The following is an 18,283-nucleotide window of genomic DNA, read 5'->3' as shown; positions in this document are numbered from 1 at the left end:
GGCGAGATCGTGATTAACGACCGCAACGAAACCAATGTGAAAGGGGTGTTTGCAGCAGGTGACTGTACCACAGTGCCATACAAGCAGATCATCATTGCCACCGGTGAAGGTGCAAAAGCCTCACTGTCTGCATTTGATTACATCATCCGTTCTGGGCAGTAAAAAAAATAGCACCTAGGTTCCCCAAAACCGAGGTGCTATATCTTATCAATACATTATTATCGCTTTATAGGAACTCAGGACGCTAACACCCGAGTTCCTTTTTTTATATTTATTATTGGATCAGCCAAAAGTGTCCCCACACACTTTCAGCTGTTCCTTTCCTCTGCACAGTTTTTGTTTTCAACCCTTATTTTTATACTTTCCCCAAGGTTGTCTTTACATGAAGCAATATACATTCTACTGCTTCATTTTTATTTAAGATTTAAATAAGTTCAAACCCTTAAATTTTTCCAGTAATTGCTCCTGTGTTTCACGATGCGCGGGATGTGGAATAATGCATTCAATCGGACAGACATCCACACAGGTCTGATGCTCGTAAAAACCGACGCATTCTGTACAACGGTTCACATCAATTTCATAAACTTTCGCACCCTCATAAATCGCGTCATTTGGGCATTCCGGTAAACACATATCGCAATTGATGCATTTGTCGGTAATTAGTAGTGCCATATTTAACTCGCTTGATAAGCCAGTGAAGATGCCGAAATATCCGCAGTCGAGCTTGGCAGATTACGAATCAGCAGGGCATATTGCATATCAACATCTGCCGGAACCGGAATCTCGACGATGTGACCTGAACCTTTGGCATCTTCGATCAGATTACCTTTTTTGTCTTTCATTTCGGTTAAAGTGAAAGTGATATTGCCTTTAGTCGTCATCAGTTCGAGTGAGTCACCGACGATAAAACGGTTTTTCACATCGATCTTGATGTAATCTCCATTACGCTCCAGCACTTCGCCACAGAAAATTTGATGATCAAAACTGGAAGAACCATGTTCATAATTCTGATATTCACTATGCACATGGCGGCGTAGGAAACCTTCGGTATAACCACGATTCGCTAAGCCTTCCAATTGTGTCATCAGTGATGGATCAAAAGGTTTACCCGCAAGCGCATCATCAATCGCTTTACGGTAAATTTGAGCAGTACGGGCGCAATAGAAATAAGACTTGGTACGGCCTTCGATTTTCAGTGAATGCACACCCACTTTAGTTAAGCGCTCTATATGCTGGACTGCACGTAGATCTTTAGAATTCATGAAATAAGTGCCGTGTTCATCTTCTTCTGCGGCAAACATATCTTCATCATTCCGCTGCAATAGCACAGGCTCATCAAACTGATGTTGTTCTTGCATGTGCTGTTCATCAGCATCTTTAGAGCAGCAGCCTGAATCCAGATTTTTTACTGGAATGACATCACCGGTTTCATCTTCCTTGGCATCCAGAACTTTATATTCCCAGCGGCAGGCATTGGTGCAGGCACCCTGATTGGCATCACGTTTGTTCATATAGCCAGACAGCATGCAACGGCCAGAGTAGGCCATACACAATGCGCCATGAACAAAAACCTCAATCTCCATATCGGGCACTTGCTGTTTGATTTCTGCAATTTCTTCAATCGACAGTTCACGTGACAGAATGACACGGGTCAGCCCCATGTTTTTCCAGAATTTCACGGTTGCCCAGTTCACGGCATTGGCCTGAACCGACAGGTGAATATCCATCTTTGGAAAATGTTCACGCACCAGCATGATCAGACCTGGATCGGACATGATCAGCGCATCCGGCTGCATCGCGACAACAGGTTCCAAGTCACGAATAAAATTTTTCAGCTTGGAGTTATGAGGTTGGATATTGACCACCACATAGAATTTTTTGCCTAGTTCGTGTGCTTCTTTGATGCCAATCGCTAAATTGTCATGGTCAAATTCATTATTACGAACCCGCAAGCTATAGCGCGGCTGGCCGGCATAAACTGCATCTGCACCATAAGCAAAAGCATAGCGCATATTTTTGAGTGAGCCAGCTGGTGAGAGAAGTTCGGTAACGGTGGTAATGCTCATGATCAAATCGAAAGACATATAAAAAGTACGGCTTTATTCTAATCATCTGGAATTTGGATTCAACCTAGTAAATCACTCGGAAATACGCGATTTGGATGTAAAACAAGGTTCTTTTTTAAGTAGGGAATCCTCCATAAAATGTCTTCAATATTCAGTCATTTTCAGAGTTTTCAAGCGTTTTTAAAATCTGGCAATGATCAATGGTGGTCGGGGTATTGCAACTTTCTCTCAGTGTGATCAGTTGCCGTTCAAATATCTGTAATTCTTTAATTTTATTTGAAATATCCGAAAGATGCTGATCAATCAGCTGGTTGACGGCACAGCAGTCCTGTTCCGGATTTTGTTCAAGTTGAATCAGGGTTTCAATCTCTTTTAACGACATGTCCAAGGCCCGACAACGCTTGATAAAAAGCAGTCTTTTTAATGCGTCTTCACCATAATAACGATACTGATTACTTGCTCGAAAATTCGGCTGAATAAAGCCTTTTTTCTCATAAAAACGTAAGGTATCAGTGCTTAGACCAGTTTTTTTGGCCATTTCTGAAATCAAATAAACTGACATATCGCCCTCATGCTTGACCTTGGAGTTAGTCCATAGTTTCTAATCAATTTATCGTATTTTAGATAAAAAATCATCGGGGGAGTTATATGGCCTGTAGTTGTAGTCCTGCCCCGGCACCCATCAAGCCCAACAGCAAATTTAGAGCAGCGCTATGGATTGCCTTGCTGGTAAACTTCACTTTATTTGTAGTGGAGCTGATCGGTGGTGCATATGCACATTCATCAGCCTTGTGGGCAGACGCGCTAGATTTCTTTGGTGATGCCGTCAATTACGGGATTTCTTTGGTTGTATTTGGTGCGAGTCTGTATTGGCGGGCAACAGTCGCTTTGGTAAAGGGGATGACCATGGCATTGTTTGGTCTGGTAGTGATTGGCAAAGTGATTTACGCCTTTCTGCAAGGTATTCCACCTGAAGCACTGACAATGGGCCTGATTGGCGTGCTGGCCTTAGTGGCAAATGTTTTTACAGCAGCCATTCTTTATGCTTTTCGTGAAGGTGATTCCAATATGCGGTCGGTCTGGCTCTGTAGTCGTAATGATGCAATTGGCAACTTTGCTGTCATCTTGGCAGCCGTAGGCGTATTTGGTACAGGTAGTCTTTGGCCAGATATTATTGTGGCTGTGATTATCGCAACACTCGGCATCACATCAGGTTATCAAGTGATTAAGCAGTCTCTGGAAGAAAGGTCACTTAAACATAAATCCAGCTAATTTTTATATTTAAAGCTGTCCTACAGGGCAGCTTTTTATTTGTTTCCATTTTTATAATAGGCGGATTCAAGCGGCAAGTGCAACAGTATAAAAACCAGCCATAACATCACTGGGCGTATACCATCCCAGTGTCTTTCTGGGGCGATTATTTAGAGCAGATTCTATCTGTTCTATCCGTTCTTTTGAAACATCATCAAACGATGAGGATTTTGGCAGATATTGCCTGATCAGACCATTGCTATTTTCATTTCTGGCACGTTGAATCGACTTGTACGGATCTGCAAAGTAAGTTTCTATACCTGCTTCCTTTATCCGCCAATGCTCTGAGAATTCCTTGCCATTATCAAAGGTCACACTATATGCATGACTGTGGCGCAAACACTCTAAAGCACACGTGATCGTTTTAGCTGAGGTTCTAGTTTTCCCCAAATGAGCGATATGTAGATACAGACTCTTGCGATCAACCAGGGTTAATAATGCCCCCTTATGATTCTTGCCTATCACGGTATCACCTTCAAAATCACCAAGACGTTGACGCTTGTCTATGACCTCGTCGCGACAGTGAATGCTTGTTCTATCAACCAGTTGGCCTCTACGGTCTGTGTTTTTATAACCCCGCTTGCGATAGGTTTTCTGGTGTCTTAAATGTTGATGCAGTTCTCCACCCTTAGATTTATCCTGATAGATGTACTGATAGATCCACTCATGTGATGGGACATCTAGCCAGCCACGTTGTTTCAATGCCCCGGAAATCTGTTCAGGCGACCAATCCAGAGCAATCAGATAACGGATGTAAAATATGGCGAAGTCTGTCATCTGAGATGAAGAACGGTATCGTCGTTGACTTGAAAACCGATCAGCCTGTTTAGCCCGATAGCCGCGTTCCCCTGTATTCCTTTTGATCTCACGATAGAGGGTTGATCTGGAACGACCAAGCTCTCTGGAAAGAGTAGAGATTGAAGATTTACTTTTCAAGGCAGCATAAATTTCGTATCTTTCTTCTTGAGAAAGTTGGGTGTATTGCTTCATTGTGTGCTTTCCAATTGCGAGTTGAAAAAGTCTAATGATTCTAATACACCTAACTTTTTCAACTAACTACAAATGTGTCGCACTTGGGATTTGAATCCGCGATATGTGAAAAATAAAGCTTTACAAATAAGCAAATTAAATTAGAACCTCTGGCGAAATTCGGAAAATATACATAAATTTTAATAATTTAGTTTTTTTTGCATCGTGCGAGGGTTAATGTGAATTTAATTAAAATTTTTTCAATATTGGCAATATCGGGGCTAGCCGCTTGTAGTTCCAAAGTCGTGACTTATGATGCAACAGGAAAAATCATCGGTTCATGTATGGCGACGCGTGGCCTACTTTCGACCGCAAGTGCACATTGTAGTGGTTCAGGCGATGCCTTAGGTGTGAATTACAATACGCCAAATGCTGCTACAGGCCTGTTACCAACGCCACCAAGCCAAAATCAGATTAATTTAAAACCGTAAATAATAAAGGGGAATATCATGAAATTATCAGCACTTATTGCACTCGTAGCGACTGTTGTATTGACGGGCTGTGCATCGACAGTAACTACATTTGACTCTCATGGCCGTATGATTGGTTCATGTAAGGCAGAAAGCGGTTTTATTATTGGTGGTGGTGCAGGCTGTTCAGGTTCTGCAAATCAGGAAGGTCGTGATCGTTAATTATTTGGTGATTGTTCCAATAAAAAACCGGACTTAAAAGTCCGGTTTTTTATTTTAGAAAATCTTATTTTTCAACGAATGCACGTTCAATCACGTAGTCACCTAGAACGCCCATTTTTGGAGATTCTTTCAGACCGTGTTGGTCAAGAAGCGCAGCAACGTCATCTAGGAATGCAGGGCTACCGCATAACATGGCACGGTCAGTTTCCGGGTTGAAACGTGGCAGACCGATTTTTTCAAACAGTTCACCGGTTTCAATCGCGGTGGTTACACGACCTTGGTTTGGATATTCTTCACGGGTGACGGTTGGGTAATATACCAATTTTTCTTTCGCGCCGAGTTCAGAGAAGAATTCATGATTTGGCACTTCATTCAGGATCAAATCTTGATAAGCCAGTTCTGAAATGAAACGGGTACCGTGAACTACGATGATTTTTTCAAAACGCTCATAAGTTTCAGGATCGCGAATAGTCGACAGGAACGGTGCAAGACCAGTACCAGAAGAAAGCAGGTAAAGATTTTTACCTGGGTTCAAGTCATCAAGTACCAATGTACCTGTCGGCTTTTTAGAAACCAAAATGTCATCACCGACTTTGACTTTCTGTAAAATCGAAGTCAGTGGACCATCAGGCACTTTAATTGAGAAAAACTCTAACTCTTCTTCGTAGTTGGCGCTTGCAATTGAATATGCGCGCATTAACGGCTTGCCATTGACTTCAAGGCCGATCATTACAAACTGACCGTTTTTAAAACGCAAAGCAGTGTCACGAGTCGTTTTAAAAGAGAATAAAGTATCATTCCAGTGGTGGACGTGAGTAATCTTTTCGACGTTAAAAGCAGCCATTAAAGGTCTCAATAAATTATCAAATTAGAACAGCTTGCTATTCTAATCTAAATTCATTCTCGATAAACTGAATATATTTAATTGAGCTTATCAAAAAAAGTGATGATGACTGAACTGACGCTGCCGATTATTGGTTATATGCGTTCTCCCTATAAAGAAAAATTTGGTATTCCTCGTCAGCCGAATCTGGTTCAGGTCGAAAGCTATATTGAAATGGTCGGGCCCTATAATGACCTGCTCGCCTTTGAGGGAATTGAAGAATTCAGTCATTTGTGGCTGGTCTGGCAATTTCATGACAATAAAAACCAGCACAACAGCCAGTTTCGTCCACAAGTGCGTCCGCCGCGTTTGGGTGGTAACAAGAAAATAGGCGTGTTTGCTACGCGCAGCATGTATCGTCCATCACCGATTGGTTTATCTGTGGTCAAACTCAAAGAAGTGAGAAAAGTGGGCAAACATGTTCGAGTGTATGTGACAGGGAGTGACTTGCTCGATGGCACGCCAATTATGGATATCAAACCTTATATTCAATATTCGGATGCCATGATTGAAGCACAAAGCGGTTATGCACAGGATGAACCACCACGTAAAACCGTCATCTGGAGCGATGAAGCGGAGCAGCAAAAGCAACAATTACTAGGAAATGGAAAAATTTCTGTGCAGACTATTCAGGAACTGGAAGCTGTCTTATCTTTAGATCCAAGACCTGCATATCAGGAAGATGAAGAACGGGTATATGGGATGAAGTTTGCAACCGTTGATATCCATTTCAAAATTCATGCTCAGCAAGTGCTAATTGTTGCTATCCAGCATATTCCTTCCTAGATTATAGGTTCCACCACAATAAGCCAATCAACGCCGCCATATGCAAAATCTGCACAGGTGCAAAATAAAGGACAAACTTCCAGCCACCGGTCAAAGCGGCATTGGCTGACTTGGCCAGGGCATGAGCACCTAGACCTAAAAGCAGGGCATAAATCAAACGTAGATTGGAGGGGTCACCTTGAACGACGACACTGGCCATCGCGGCATGAATCTCGAACAGAGAGGCGAGTAAGGTCCCGACCAGTAGGCCGGCATCCCCGAGCCAGACCTCCAGTCCGTAAACTCCAGCCTGAATCAATGTTAATGTGACTGCAATAATCACGGCTTCTTTTAAGCTGAACATTTGGCTGTCTGATGATTCCATGCTCGGCGCAGGTTTTGCCTTGCGCAATAATAAAAATGCACAGGCTGCCAGAAGGATTACGGCAACTAAAGAGGGCAAAAGCAGGATTTTCAGCCAGTTCCATGATACCCCTCCAACCACAATCAATAGCAGTACAATGGTCGAGATACAGGACATCAGTGCGGCGCCGGCATTCGATCGTGCATCCATTTCACCTTTACGGACCTGTAAACCTAACTGAGCGATGGTCGCCGTACTGGAAACAAAACCGGAAGCAATGGAGGACAGCATCAGGGCATTTTTAGTCGAAAAAAAGCGTTTCGCAATATGCGCCAGAGCTTGTACCACTAAAATTAAGGTCAGTAATTTTAAGATAATATAAGGGTTAAGCACTTCACCCCAGAAAGGTCGGTCAGGAGTAAGCGGCAAGCCAATCAAAATCAAGGCCAGTAATAATAGTCCATCCCTGAATTCGGCTTCTTTAATCCATTTTCCGGCAATATTGTGCATGGTATGTTTGGCCATCAAAATACCGGTTAAGAGCACAGAAAGACCGGCTGCCAGAGGAATATTCCATAAACACATGGCGCCAATAAAATAGGTCATCACAAATGCAAGCTCTGTGGTAATGCCCGGATCATCTGGTTGATTTTTGATAGATAAAATGACCATGCCACCCACGATCAAAGCACCTATTACAGCAATCACGATTCCAAACAGGAAACACAGTGCACCCAATAAAGCACAGATTGCAAAGGAACGTAAGCCGGCAAAACTCGGTTGCTGTTCGCGTTGCTTATGCCGTTCCCGCTCCAGACCAATCAATAGGCCGCAGCCTAATGCCGAGGTGAGTATCGTGAGCAGTTCATGAAAAGAATGCGCATGCAGGGGAACCGCAGTCAAATCCATCTGTGACCTCAGCAAGCTAAGAGTTGATTATTTAAAAATATATGCGACGAGATAGAGTTTGCATAGATCAAAAATGTTGCGGTAGTAATCAAATCCATTATTTACTTTCTTTTTGAGATTGAAATAGAAACGTACATTCAACAGGTGGGGAGCATGCGAAAAACTGCAAAAACTTGTTATAGTGGAGGCAAGTTTGGGGACTGATAATAATGAAATTTGACTTTGAAATTGATACGGCATGGTGTCTAGACCAACTCTTTAAAGACGGTAAAATCAGTGAACGCGACCGGATGCTGGTACAAACCACTCATCGGCAACGTGAACACCTAAAATGGCACCCTTTACAGTGGATTGCTAATTTTAATCTGGTCGATCAGTCCCATCCTCAAACAACACTGACTCTGAACCGTTTATGTCAGTGGCTGGCAGAAAAAACCGGATTGATGTTCTATATCATTGATCCGCTCAAAGCTGATGTACAGGCATTGACCCATGTCATGTCGCAGGAATATGCACTGCGCAACCATATTTTGGCAGTAGAAATTCAGGCAGACAAAGTTCTGATCGCCACGGATCAGCCTTATAAAACCGAATGGGTGTCGAATCTCGAGCAAAATATTTCCCCGAAAAAAATACAACGGGTATTACTGAATCCAGAACAATTACAACGTTATATTACTGAATATTATCAGGTCAGTCGTGCAGTCAGTGGTTCACAAAAATCCTCTGCCTATGACCGGGAAAATAAGGGCGTCGAAGCCTTGCTGCAATTGGGTGATTCACAGAATCCGGATGCCAATGATCAGCATATTGTCAAACTGGTGGACTGGGTGCTGCAATTTGCCTTTGAACAAGGTGCCAGTGATATTCACATGGAACCACGTAAAGACACCGGCAAGATCCGTTTCCGGATTGATGGGGTGCTGCATACGATTTACAATATGCCGGCCAATACATTGACCGCCGTCATTTCCCGAATCAAGATTCTGGGCCGAATGAACGTGGCGGAAAAACGTAAGCCACAGGATGGCCGACTGAAAACCCGCACGCCCAAAGGACAGGAAACTGAACTGCGCCTGTCGACCTTACCGACAGCTTTTGGTGAAAAACTGGTAATGCGTATTTTCGATCCGGAAGTGCTGGTGAGAAGTTTCCAGCAACTCGGTTTTGAAGGTCATCTGCTCAACGACTGGAACAATCTGACCAGTCACAGTCACGGCATTATTCTGGTGACCGGTCCGACTGGTTCCGGTAAAACTACTACGCTTTATTCAACCTTGAAACAGCTGGCGACTGAACAGGTCAACGTCTGTACCATTGAAGACCCGATCGAGATGCTGGAACCCAGCTTTAACCAGATGCAGGTCAATAATGGTATCGATCTTGGTTTTGCTGACGGCGTGCGTGCATTGATGCGTCAGGACCCGGACATTATCATGGTCGGGGAAATTCGTGATCAGGATACTGCCAATATGGCGATTCAGGCAGCATTGACTGGTCATCTGGTTCTCTCAACTTTACATACCAATGATGCGCCGTCGAGTCTGACCCGTCTGCATGATCTGGGCGTACAGCCATTTTTGACAGCAGCAACCATCTTGGGTGTTCTGGCTCAACGTCTGGTGCGTAAACTCTGCCCACATTGCAAGCAGGAAAGCTTCCTGAATGAACAGGAATGGCAGCATCTGGCAGCCGATTATCCTTTGCCGCGACCGGAATTTGTCTTTAAGGCGGTGGGCTGCGAAGAATGCCGGCATACCGGCTATAAAGGCCGTATTGGGATTTATGAGTTTATGCCACTGAGTCTGACCACTAAACAGCTGATTGGTGCCGATGCTAATCTGAACCAGCTGCGTCAGCAGGCGAAAAAAGAAGGGGTAGAGCCGCTCAGAATTGCCGGGGCGCGCAAGATTCTGGAAGGTGTCACTACGCTTGAAGAAGTCCTGAGAGTGGTGCCCCTAAATTAATTTTGAAAATGAAGCAATCTTAAGATTCAATTCATCTTCGGCTGTTTTAATAGCATCATCGAAACAAGGCAAGACTTTAAAGAGGTAACTGCGATGAAAATGATGATAAATACGGTTTTGGCAGCTGCATTGATGGGTTCTATTGCGACAGCTACGATAGCAAGTAGTGACACTGCTGTGAATCAGGCCGCTTTTACTAAATCGACCACAGTCAAACAGGCACTGGCCATGAAAGATGACAGCAAGGTTCAGCTTAAAGGTTATGTCGTGAAAGCAGTGGGTGATGAAAAATACCAGTTCCGCGACAGCACAGGTACTATAACTGTTGAGATTGATGATGAACTTTGGCAAGGCAAGCCGATTTCAGCCAAAACACCGGTGATCATCACAGGTGAAATCGACATTGATTATAAGCCGGCAAAACGTGTTGAAATTGAGGTTGATCAGGTTCGTTTCTAATATCGCCTGATTTGCTGCAATCAGTTTGAACACAGCAACAAAAAACCACATGCAAGTTACCAAAAAGCATGTGGTTTTTTTGAGTCTGCTGCTTTTTCAAGGCAAGATAGAACAAGAAAGCAAACGGAGCAGAGTATGCGTATTCTTTTGGCGGAAGATGATCAGTCTCAGGCAGACAGTATCCAGACCTGGCTGGAAATGGACGGTTATGTGATTGACCGGGTAGAGCGCGGTGATCATGCGATCCTGGCGATTGAGCAGCATCAATATGACTGTATTCTGCTGGATCGTGGTCTGCCAAATGCCACGGGAGACGAGATTCTGAAAAGTTTGCGCAGCCAACAGCAAGATACGCCGGTGATTTTTATTACGGCCAAAGACAGTATTGATGACCGGGTCGAGGGGCTGGATTTAGGCGCGAATGATTATCTGGTGAAACCCTTTAGTTTGGAAGAACTTTCCGCCCGGGTACGTGCCCAGCTCAGGCTGAAGCAGCAAACACCGAATCATATCCTGCACTGGCAGGATCTTAGTCTGGACACTCAGGCCAAAAACCTGAGCAAAGCGGGTCAAGCGATCAATCTGACTGCGAAAGAGTTCCAGATTTTATACAAGCTGATGCAGCAGCCTGAACATATTGTCACCCGTGAACAGCTGGAAGAATCGCTGTATGCCTGGGGCGATGAAATTGAAAGTAATGCGATTGAAGTGTTTATCTATCAGCTGCGTAAAAAAATTGGCAGCCAGATGATCAAGACCATTCGCGGTCTGGGCTACCGCATGCATAAAGCTGAGGCTTAAGCTCATGTCGGCTACTATTTCCCTGCAAACCCGGCTGATCAAACACGCGCTGTTCAGTTCCATATTGGCTGGAATATTGGCTTGGCTGCTGTTATTGGGAATTTCCAGTTATCAGGCCAGTCAGTTGCATGATGAATTAATGGAGCAGATTTCTGAGCTGTTACTCGGTGATGTCACCCAAGCCAAAGACGCCCAGGTGGATGAACTCAGTGAACAGTTTGATATCCAGTATGCCTTATTGCTGGATCAGCAGGTACTGACTACTTCTATTGATGATGAATTAATTAATACCATTCCAAAAGCACAGAAAAATGGCTTCCAGTTTGCTTATGAAAATGGCCGTTTTATCCGCATCCTGACTGCGGAAGATGACGACCTTCAGGTCAAAATCGTACAACCGCTTTCAGTACGCTTCGATGAGCTCTGGCAAACCACCTTGGGCTTTGCCGGGATCTTATTGATTTTATGGCTAGTGCAATGGCTGATTTTGCGTGTTGCGATCAGACGCCAGCTACGACCATTAAACAAGATTTCCCGGGCGATTGGTTCCAAAACTGCTCAGGATCTCAGTCCTATCAAAACGCCTGATCCTGAAATCACTGAACTGCAGCCGATTATTCGTCAGCTGAATGCCATGCTCGGCCGGCTGGAGAAATCACTGGCTGCCGAACAGCGTTTTACTGCAGATGCTTCACATGAGCTGCGTTCGCCACTGTCTGCGATTCAAATGCGTCTACAGGTTTTAAAACGAAAATATCAAGATGATGCACAGCTCCCTCAGGCATTGCAGCTGATTCAAAATGATGTCAACCGCGGTACGCAAGTGCTGGAAAACTTACTTTTGCTGGCACGACTCGATCCGGAGCGCACAGAGCAATTACCAACGCAAACGATTAATCTTAATAATCTGGTTCAGGAGGCTTTGCAGGCATTGCAACCTTTTGCAGAACAAAAAGACATTCATTGGAATTTAAACCTTGAGGATGCTGTGATTGAAGCGAATCCAGAACTGATTTTTAGTTGTATTCGCAATCTGGTCGACAATGCTATTCGTTATACGCCGCCGCAGGGACAGGTCGAGATCCGAACGGTTATTGAGCAGCATCAGATACAACTATTGATTGAAAACTCAGGAGAGGGGATTGCTGATGATGTGCTGGAACGTTTAGGTGAACGTTTTTATCGGGCTTTGGGTACGCGAACTCAGGGTTCAGGTTTAGGCTTGTCCATTTGCCAGAAAATTATGGCACTGCATGCAGCTAAAATTGATTATGCGCCGTCAGATTTGGGGGGGCTTAAAGTATCATTGAGTTTTAAACAGGAATCCTAATCAGAGATTAAAAAACTAAAAAGCAGTATGCGCTGATTCATACTGCTGCTTCCCACGTTTGTTATTATTAGAACTGATTTAATTATTTGGTCAGAATAAGACGGTTATTACGGGTCAGACGCAAGCGGTATTCTTCGCCAGCATGCATGATCCGGATTTCACGACCCAGTGCAAACAGATTGTTGGAGTGCAGCATTGGCAAGGCATGGTGAGTATCATTGTTACGGGTAAATAGGCTAAATGGGGCGTTCATTCCGTCGACTCCGTGGTGTGTTTTGGATTGATTTAAATGATAATCATTATCGAATAGATCTGTCAACGAAATATTGAGTAATTTATAAAAAACTCTAATTTGCTTACAATCTGTAAAACTTCAACGGTTCTGTACATCATGACTAAAGCTACGATTCATGTCGCAATTGCGCTTATATTTTATCAAAATCAGGTTCTCGTCGGCTGGCGTGAGGCCAAGCAGCATCAGGGCAATAAATATGAATTTCCAGGCGGAAAAGTTGAACAGGGTGAGTTGCTAGTCGAAACCTGTCGCCGCGAAGTGATTGAAGAGGTGGGCGTTGATATCGAACGCTGGCATGCTTCTGATTTTATCTCCCATGAATATGAAGATCTCATCGTCAATTTGCATATTTTCCATGCTTCAGTACAGCCTGCGCAACTGGCTGAAATCAAACAGCCTTGGCGCTGGTACAGCCGGGAAGAACTTGGCCAGTTGAATTTTCCGAAAGCCAATCAGTCCATGATTCAAAAGCTGCAATGGCCGCAGCGCATCAAGATTGCTGAAGATCTGGATATCTTATCAAGTCTAGATACAGATCAAATGTTGTATTGGCGCGTGGAAGCAACGCCTGAACGGATCATGCAATTACAGCAGTATCCGGTAGATCAACTCTCCAAGTTAATTATTAATCAGCAGCTTTGGTCACAACTGAATGAATTGCAGCAGCAGACGATTTGCACGATTCATCTAAAACAGAATCAACTGATGAACTTGAAACAAAGTGAATTGAAATCTGGCTATCGTTATCTAGCGGCTTGTCATGACCTGACCGCTTTAATGCATGCAGAACAGATCGGCTGTGAAGCGGCTTTACTGAGTCCGGTACTGGCGACCGCAACGCATCCGGACACACCTGCGCTAGGCTGGGAGCAATTCAAGCAAATGGCAGAGCAGGTACAGATTCCGGTTTTTGCTTTGGGCGGAATGAAAGCTGAAGAACTCGATTATGCAAAAAGCCAGCATGCTTATGGCATTGCCGGCATTCGCTATATTTAAACACTTTATTTATAAAATAAACTTTCTATTAGTAAGTCAGTTTCTATGGAAAATTATCTTAAAGCTTTTTGAGTGCCTGTTGGGCTTGCTGAATCGCTTTGGCATTTTTCCGCAACTGAGCAGATTTAAGGCGTACTTGCCAAAGCTGCTTTTTCATGGCACTAGATTGTGCATAACTCAGGCCACGTAAGGCAAAAGCATCGGCGCTTGCTGGCTGATTTTTACGGTTGGCGATCATGCCCAGGTATAAATACGTTTCCGGTGCTTGAGGGGCCAGTCGCTGTGCCTGAGTTGCAGACGCTTCAGCTTGAGCGAACTGCTGCTTGGTATAGGCCTGCTGGGTTTGCTGCATCAGACTCTTAAAAGCCGGCAGATTACGGCCATCATCAAACTTTTGGCTTTTCGGCTTCTGTTCAGGAATGACAATTTTCTGACGTTTGATGTCAGGACGGTCATAAGGCGTAATCACGACGCCGTCTGGTGTTTTTGCCTTAGGTTTTTCCGTCGCAGGCTTGGCGGGGCTAACTGGCTTTTTTGGCTCGGAGATACTTTGGCAGCCCACCAGACTGAGGATGAGCAAACCAGGGAGGATTTTTCTTAACATAAACATAGACTCAATTAATGGCTATAACTTCCACTGGCGATAATACGGGTTTCGCTCTCAAGATCACGTTCTATTTCTGTTTCACTTTCTTGTATGTAGCGACTCATATCATCCTGTTCAGCATCAGATTGCGCAGGTTCTGAATCAATATCATAAGGTTCTGTCACATAATGCGAGATGCCGCAGGCAGTCGCCTGATTTGGCAGGGCATGACGCGAAATCGGGATATACATGGCGCCTTCACAGCCTTGTGCAGACAACAAACCCGTATAACGATCCAGCCAATGCCATTCGATTTCATTCGGCTGTGGCAAATTCACCGGTTTCTGGCGTAGCTGTTTCATGACATTGGTCCAAACGGGCAGAGCACCTGAAGAACCGGTCAAGCCAGTGACTTTGTTGTCATCCAGACCGAGCCAAACCACGGTCATATAATTACCTGAGTATCCGGCAAACCATGAGTCACGGCTGTCATTCGTAGTACCGGATTTACCAGCAAGATTCAGACTGCGTGGTAAGCTGTTATAGGCTGCACGACCTGTACCATTCGACATGACCTGTTGTAAGCCATAATTCAGGGCATAAGCAGAAGCTGGATCAATGGTCGGTTGTACACTCAGGCTATAACGATCCAGAGAGCGGCCGTTGGCATCCACCACAGAGCGGATGGCTTTGGTTGGGTATTTAAAGCCGCCTGTAGCAAAGTTGCCGTAAATATTCATCACTTCCATCGGGGACATATCTACCGCACCCAAGTAAATCGATGGATAAGATGGAATATCTGAGGTCACACCAAATTTTTTCAGATGATTAATAAAGGTGGACAGACCAAATTCTTGTGCTAAACGCACAGTGGACAGGTTATAAGATTGCGATAAGGCTTGTGACATTGGAATGACACCATGTCCGCGACCACTATAGTTTTTCGGCGTCCAGGTTTTGCCATCACTCTTGATGCTGATTTCACTGTCTTCAATTGGGCTTGCCCAGTGATAACGGTTCGATTCCAGGGCACTCAGGTAGATCACCGGTTTTAGCAGGGAACCGACTTGACGCTTGGCATCGACTGCACGGTTAAAGCCGGTAAAATCTTGAGTAGAACCTACTGCGGCCACCAGCTCACCATTTTCCGGATGCGATACCAATACCGCACCCTGTAAATCTTTCAGGCGACCCGGATTGGATTTGCTTAAACGCGCCACCGTCTCTTTAAAGCTGTCCTGAATTCTGGTTTGGGCCAAAGGATCTAAAGTAGTGAAAATTCGCAGACCCTGATTGGTCAGATCGGTTTCCTGATAATCTGTGCGTAATTGACGACGTACAATATCCAGAAAATCCGGGAAGCGGGCAGGGCCTAAAGTCGGTTTTGAAATGACATTTAACGGACGTGCGGTTTCTTTTTCATATTGTTCCTGAGTCAGATAGCCCATCACCAGCATATTATTTAGGACGATATCACGGCGTTTTTTCGCACTTTCAGGATTGCGCCATGGGTTATATAGACTCGGACCTTGGACTAAACCCACCAGAAATGCTTGCTGGGAAATATTCAGTTCACGCAGTGGCAGGCCAAAATAAAACTGCGATGCCAGACCATAACCATTAATGGAATAGTTACCATTCTGGCCCAGATTCACCTCATTCAGATAAGCTTCCAGAATTTCATTCTTGTCATAATGTAATTCAATCAGCATCGCCATAAAGGCTTCATTCACTTTACGTTTTAAGGTGCGCTCAGGGGTTAAATAGAAATTTTTAACCAATTGCTGGGTCAAGGTTGAGCCACCCTGACGTTTACCACCGGTAATATTGCTGACCACGGCACGTGCAATACCACGCGGTGAAACCCCATGATGCTCATAGAACTTGCGGTCTTCAGTCGCGATCAGCGCTTCGATCAAGGGCTTAGGCACTTTATTTAGCTTGATCAGCACACGGTCTTCGTTATGCTGCGGATAAATCCCGCCTATTAATAAAGGTTCTAAACGCGCAATCCCGCTTGAAGAGGGTTTGGTCGCGCTGACTTCTGCAATCTGTTCATCGCTGAAACTGACTTTTAATATTTGTTCCGGTTCAACCCGGTCACCAAAATCAAAGCCGCGTGTATGCACATACAGGGTATTACCCGTGGTGACAAAGCTGCCTGATTTGGTATAACTATCCGAATTTTTATAACCGAGTGATTTTAATTCTTGTTGGAAATCCTGCAGGCTGACTGGGGCATTCACATACACTTCCATCGGACGTGCAAAGACCTTGGCCGGAATATCCCAGCGCTGACCTTCAAACTTGTCGCGTACAATATTGTCTAATCTAATCAAATAGATACTAAATGCTACAAAGATAGAAATGACGATAATGGAAAAAATTAAGGCAAGAAACCCCATGCCACGTTCAGATTTCATAAATACTTATAAGATCCTGTGAAATTGTGCTAATCATGCGAAGCTTTTCATTATTTTGCAATATTTAATCAAGAAATGCGCTTAAAATTAAAATGAAACCCCACAATTTCTCCTTAATTCGAATATATTTCAAATAATTTCCTACCTATGAAGCACTGTTATAAATTGTCATCCAGGTATAGCTTAATGTTATGATAAGCAGGATTCGTAGCGGAGCGACGACACTGGTGCAAATTTCCCATAAGACCTTTCGAAATATCGGGTTAATAGGACGTCCTGATAAATCGTCGGTGGTTGAAACCTTATGCCTTATTCACGATCATCTTCTCAATTTAGGCCTACATCCAGTTTTTGATGCAGCGACAGCTGAACTTGTTCCCTATCAAAATACCCAAACCGTCAGTCGTGCCTTGTTGGGTGAGGTGGTGGATCTGGTGATTGTCGTGGGCGGCGACGGCTCGCTATTACATGCAGCACGTGCCTTGGTCAAGTACAATACCCCAGTGATCGGGGTTAACCGTGGTCGTCTGGGTTTTTTAACGGATATCAAGCCGACCGAAGTGATCTTCAAGCTGGATCAAGTATTAAAGGGTGACTTTCAGACTGAGCGACGCTTTTTACTCGAAGTCGAAATTCGCTCCAAAGGCGAAGTGATTTACGATGCCATTGCCCTGAATGATGTGGTGCTACATTCAGGGAAATCGGTACATATGATCGATTTTGAACTGAATATTGATGGACAATATGTCTATCGTCAGCACAGCGATGGCCTGATAGTCTCTACGCCGACTGGTTCTACGGCTTATGCGCTTTCTGGTGGTGGCCCGATTGTACATCCAAGTATGGATGCGATTGCCTTGGTACCGATGCATCCGCATACCTTGTCTTCACGCCCGATTGTGGTCGGTGGACATAGTGAAATTAAATTACTGATTCGTGAAAATCGCGTACTGCCGATGGTTAGTGCGGATGGACAACACAGTGTGTCTTTGAATGTGGGTGATAGCGTCCATATTCGCAAGCATCCCTTTAAACTGAATCTTCTGCATCCACCGGGTTATGACTTTTATAATGCCTGTCGAACCAAACTGGGGTGGAATCAGGACTTTGATTATTTTAAGCAGGATTAAATCATGAATATTGAACAAATGCTTGCCGTACTCAATCCTGAGATTGTTGAACGCCTAAGAACAGCAGTCGAAATTGGAAAGTGGCCAAACGGTGTAGCCTTGACACCAGAACAACGTCAGACCTGTATGCAGGCAGTGTATGCCTGGGAAATGAAAAACCTGCCTGAAAATGAGCGCAGCGGTTATATCGATCGCGGTACTAAAGAAGAGGGTGAAGAGTGTGATGATGATCATCACAAGAATGAACCTGAATTCAAGCCGATTCGTTTTGTTTAAGGCTTAATTCCCAGCCAATAGCAATACAATTAAAAAAAGCATTGTTAAGTGATTAACAATG

The 18,283-nt window shown here is 44.3% G+C and carries 21 protein-coding genes; 12 read left to right on the top strand and 9 right to left on the bottom strand.

Annotation, left to right across the window (positions count from 1 at the left end; translation table 11 throughout):
* Nucleotides 1–162 (top strand): FAD-dependent oxidoreductase (locus PV763_RS06590; protein ID WP_420937525.1); only part of this gene is annotated, 162 nt, incomplete at its 5' end.
* 255 nt (nucleotides 163–417) lie between these two features.
* Here PV763_RS06590 and PV763_RS06585 read toward each other — a convergent pair.
* From PV763_RS06585 to PV763_RS06575, 3 genes are all read right to left on the bottom strand, one after another.
* Nucleotides 418–672, bottom strand: a complete 255-nt coding sequence (locus PV763_RS06585) for a YfhL family 4Fe-4S dicluster ferredoxin (RefSeq protein ID WP_005247463.1) — start codon at nucleotides 670–672, stop codon at nucleotides 418–420.
* A gap of 2 nt (nucleotides 673–674) precedes the next feature.
* Nucleotides 675–2,084 carry a tRNA 5-hydroxyuridine modification protein YegQ gene (yegQ, locus tag PV763_RS06580; RefSeq protein ID WP_420937522.1) on the bottom strand — a complete coding sequence of 470 codons (1,410 nt, stop codon included), beginning with the start codon at nucleotides 2,082–2,084 and terminating at the stop codon, nucleotides 675–677.
* Between the two features lie 133 nt (nucleotides 2,085–2,217).
* Nucleotides 2,218–2,628 carry a Cd(II)/Pb(II)-responsive transcriptional regulator gene (locus PV763_RS06575; protein ID WP_044112990.1) on the bottom strand — a complete coding sequence of 137 codons (411 nt, stop codon included), beginning with the start codon at nucleotides 2,626–2,628 and terminating at the stop codon, nucleotides 2,218–2,220.
* Between the two features lie 86 nt (nucleotides 2,629–2,714).
* Here PV763_RS06575 and PV763_RS06570 point away from each other — a divergent pair, with 86 nt between their 5' ends.
* Nucleotides 2,715–3,338, top strand: a complete 624-nt coding sequence (locus tag PV763_RS06570; RefSeq protein WP_420937521.1) for a cation transporter — start codon at nucleotides 2,715–2,717, stop codon at nucleotides 3,336–3,338.
* A gap of 66 nt (nucleotides 3,339–3,404) precedes the next feature.
* On the opposite strand, the gene PV763_RS06565 is transcribed toward PV763_RS06570, so the two are convergent.
* Entirely contained in the window at nucleotides 3,405–4,367 is a 963-nt protein-coding gene (locus PV763_RS06565) for an IS30 family transposase (protein WP_086043916.1), read from the bottom strand.
* A gap of 218 nt (nucleotides 4,368–4,585) precedes the next feature.
* Between PV763_RS06565 and PV763_RS06560 the strand changes: the two genes are divergently transcribed.
* Together PV763_RS06560 and PV763_RS06555 are read left to right on the top strand one after the other, a co-directional pair.
* Nucleotides 4,586–4,837 carry a hypothetical protein gene (locus PV763_RS06560; RefSeq protein WP_071851683.1) on the top strand — a complete coding sequence of 84 codons (252 nt, stop codon included), beginning with the start codon at nucleotides 4,586–4,588 and terminating at the stop codon, nucleotides 4,835–4,837.
* A gap of 18 nt (nucleotides 4,838–4,855) precedes the next feature.
* Nucleotides 4,856–5,038, top strand: coding sequence for a hypothetical protein (locus tag PV763_RS06555; protein WP_420937520.1), 183 nt, complete (start codon nucleotides 4,856–4,858; stop codon nucleotides 5,036–5,038).
* A gap of 64 nt (nucleotides 5,039–5,102) precedes the next feature.
* On the opposite strand, the gene PV763_RS06550 is transcribed toward PV763_RS06555, so the two are convergent.
* Nucleotides 5,103–5,882, bottom strand: a complete 780-nt coding sequence (locus PV763_RS06550; RefSeq protein WP_004279005.1) for a ferredoxin--NADP reductase — start codon at nucleotides 5,880–5,882, stop codon at nucleotides 5,103–5,105.
* Nucleotides 5,883–5,987: 105 nt separating this feature from the next.
* Between PV763_RS06550 and tsaA the strand changes: the two genes are divergently transcribed.
* A complete protein-coding gene (gene tsaA, locus PV763_RS06545; RefSeq protein ID WP_420937524.1) occupies nucleotides 5,988–6,707 on the top strand; it encodes a tRNA (N6-threonylcarbamoyladenosine(37)-N6)-methyltransferase TrmO in 720 nt (239 codons plus the stop codon).
* 1 nt (nucleotide 6,708) lies between these two features.
* Here tsaA and PV763_RS06540 read toward each other — a convergent pair whose 3' ends face one another.
* Nucleotides 6,709–7,959, bottom strand: coding sequence for an MgtC/SapB family protein (locus tag PV763_RS06540; RefSeq protein WP_180077750.1), 1,251 nt, complete (start codon nucleotides 7,957–7,959; stop codon nucleotides 6,709–6,711).
* Between the two features lie 209 nt (nucleotides 7,960–8,168).
* On the opposite strand from PV763_RS06540, the gene PV763_RS06535 reads away from it, so the two are divergent.
* From PV763_RS06535 to PV763_RS06520, 4 genes are all read left to right on the top strand, one after another.
* Nucleotides 8,169–9,926 carry a GspE/PulE family protein gene (locus PV763_RS06535; protein WP_420937519.1) on the top strand — a complete coding sequence of 586 codons (1,758 nt, stop codon included), beginning with the start codon at nucleotides 8,169–8,171 and terminating at the stop codon, nucleotides 9,924–9,926.
* Between the two features lie 93 nt (nucleotides 9,927–10,019).
* Entirely contained in the window at nucleotides 10,020–10,385 is a 366-nt protein-coding gene (locus tag PV763_RS06530; protein WP_243474634.1) for a NirD/YgiW/YdeI family stress tolerance protein, read from the top strand.
* Between the two features lie 135 nt (nucleotides 10,386–10,520).
* On the top strand, nucleotides 10,521–11,186 hold the full coding sequence (locus PV763_RS06525; RefSeq protein ID WP_253173526.1) for a response regulator transcription factor: 666 nt from the start codon (nucleotides 10,521–10,523) through the stop codon (nucleotides 11,184–11,186).
* 4 nt (nucleotides 11,187–11,190) lie between these two features.
* On the top strand, nucleotides 11,191–12,516 hold the full coding sequence (locus tag PV763_RS06520; protein ID WP_420937518.1) for an ATP-binding protein: 1,326 nt from the start codon (nucleotides 11,191–11,193) through the stop codon (nucleotides 12,514–12,516).
* A gap of 82 nt (nucleotides 12,517–12,598) precedes the next feature.
* Here PV763_RS06520 and hemP read toward each other — a convergent pair whose 3' ends face one another.
* A complete protein-coding gene (gene hemP / locus PV763_RS06515; protein ID WP_004645578.1) occupies nucleotides 12,599–12,769 on the bottom strand; it encodes a hemin uptake protein HemP in 171 nt (56 codons plus the stop codon).
* A gap of 138 nt (nucleotides 12,770–12,907) precedes the next feature.
* Here hemP and PV763_RS06510 point away from each other — a divergent pair, with 138 nt between their 5' ends.
* Nucleotides 12,908–13,807: an NUDIX domain-containing protein gene (locus tag PV763_RS06510; RefSeq protein ID WP_420937517.1), complete on the top strand. Its 900-nt coding sequence runs from the start codon at nucleotides 12,908–12,910 to the stop codon at nucleotides 13,805–13,807.
* Between the two features lie 58 nt (nucleotides 13,808–13,865).
* Here PV763_RS06510 and PV763_RS06505 read toward each other — a convergent pair whose 3' ends face one another.
* Complete coding sequence (locus PV763_RS06505; RefSeq protein ID WP_420937516.1) at nucleotides 13,866–14,411, bottom strand: tetratricopeptide repeat protein; 546 nt, start codon at nucleotides 14,409–14,411, stop codon at nucleotides 13,866–13,868.
* Between the two features lie 14 nt (nucleotides 14,412–14,425).
* Nucleotides 14,426–16,816 (bottom strand): penicillin-binding protein 1B, encoded by a 2,391-nt coding sequence (gene mrcB, locus PV763_RS06500; protein ID WP_420937515.1) that lies wholly within the window; start codon nucleotides 16,814–16,816, stop codon nucleotides 14,426–14,428.
* Nucleotides 16,817–17,007: 191 nt separating this feature from the next.
* Here mrcB and PV763_RS06495 point away from each other — a divergent pair, with 191 nt between their 5' ends.
* Nucleotides 17,008–17,946 carry an NAD(+) kinase gene (locus tag PV763_RS06495; RefSeq protein WP_004645573.1) on the top strand — a complete coding sequence of 313 codons (939 nt, stop codon included), beginning with the start codon at nucleotides 17,008–17,010 and terminating at the stop codon, nucleotides 17,944–17,946.
* A gap of 3 nt (nucleotides 17,947–17,949) precedes the next feature.
* A complete protein-coding gene (locus PV763_RS06490) occupies nucleotides 17,950–18,222 on the top strand; it encodes a YeaC family protein (RefSeq protein WP_004278992.1) in 273 nt (90 codons plus the stop codon).
* Nucleotides 18,223–18,283 lie beyond the last annotated feature (61 nt).

This window comes from Acinetobacter sp. AS5, assembly GCF_048957595.1.
Lineage (GTDB): Bacteria > Pseudomonadota > Gammaproteobacteria > Pseudomonadales > Moraxellaceae > Acinetobacter.
This window is presented reverse-complemented; position numbering and strand designations above follow the sequence as displayed.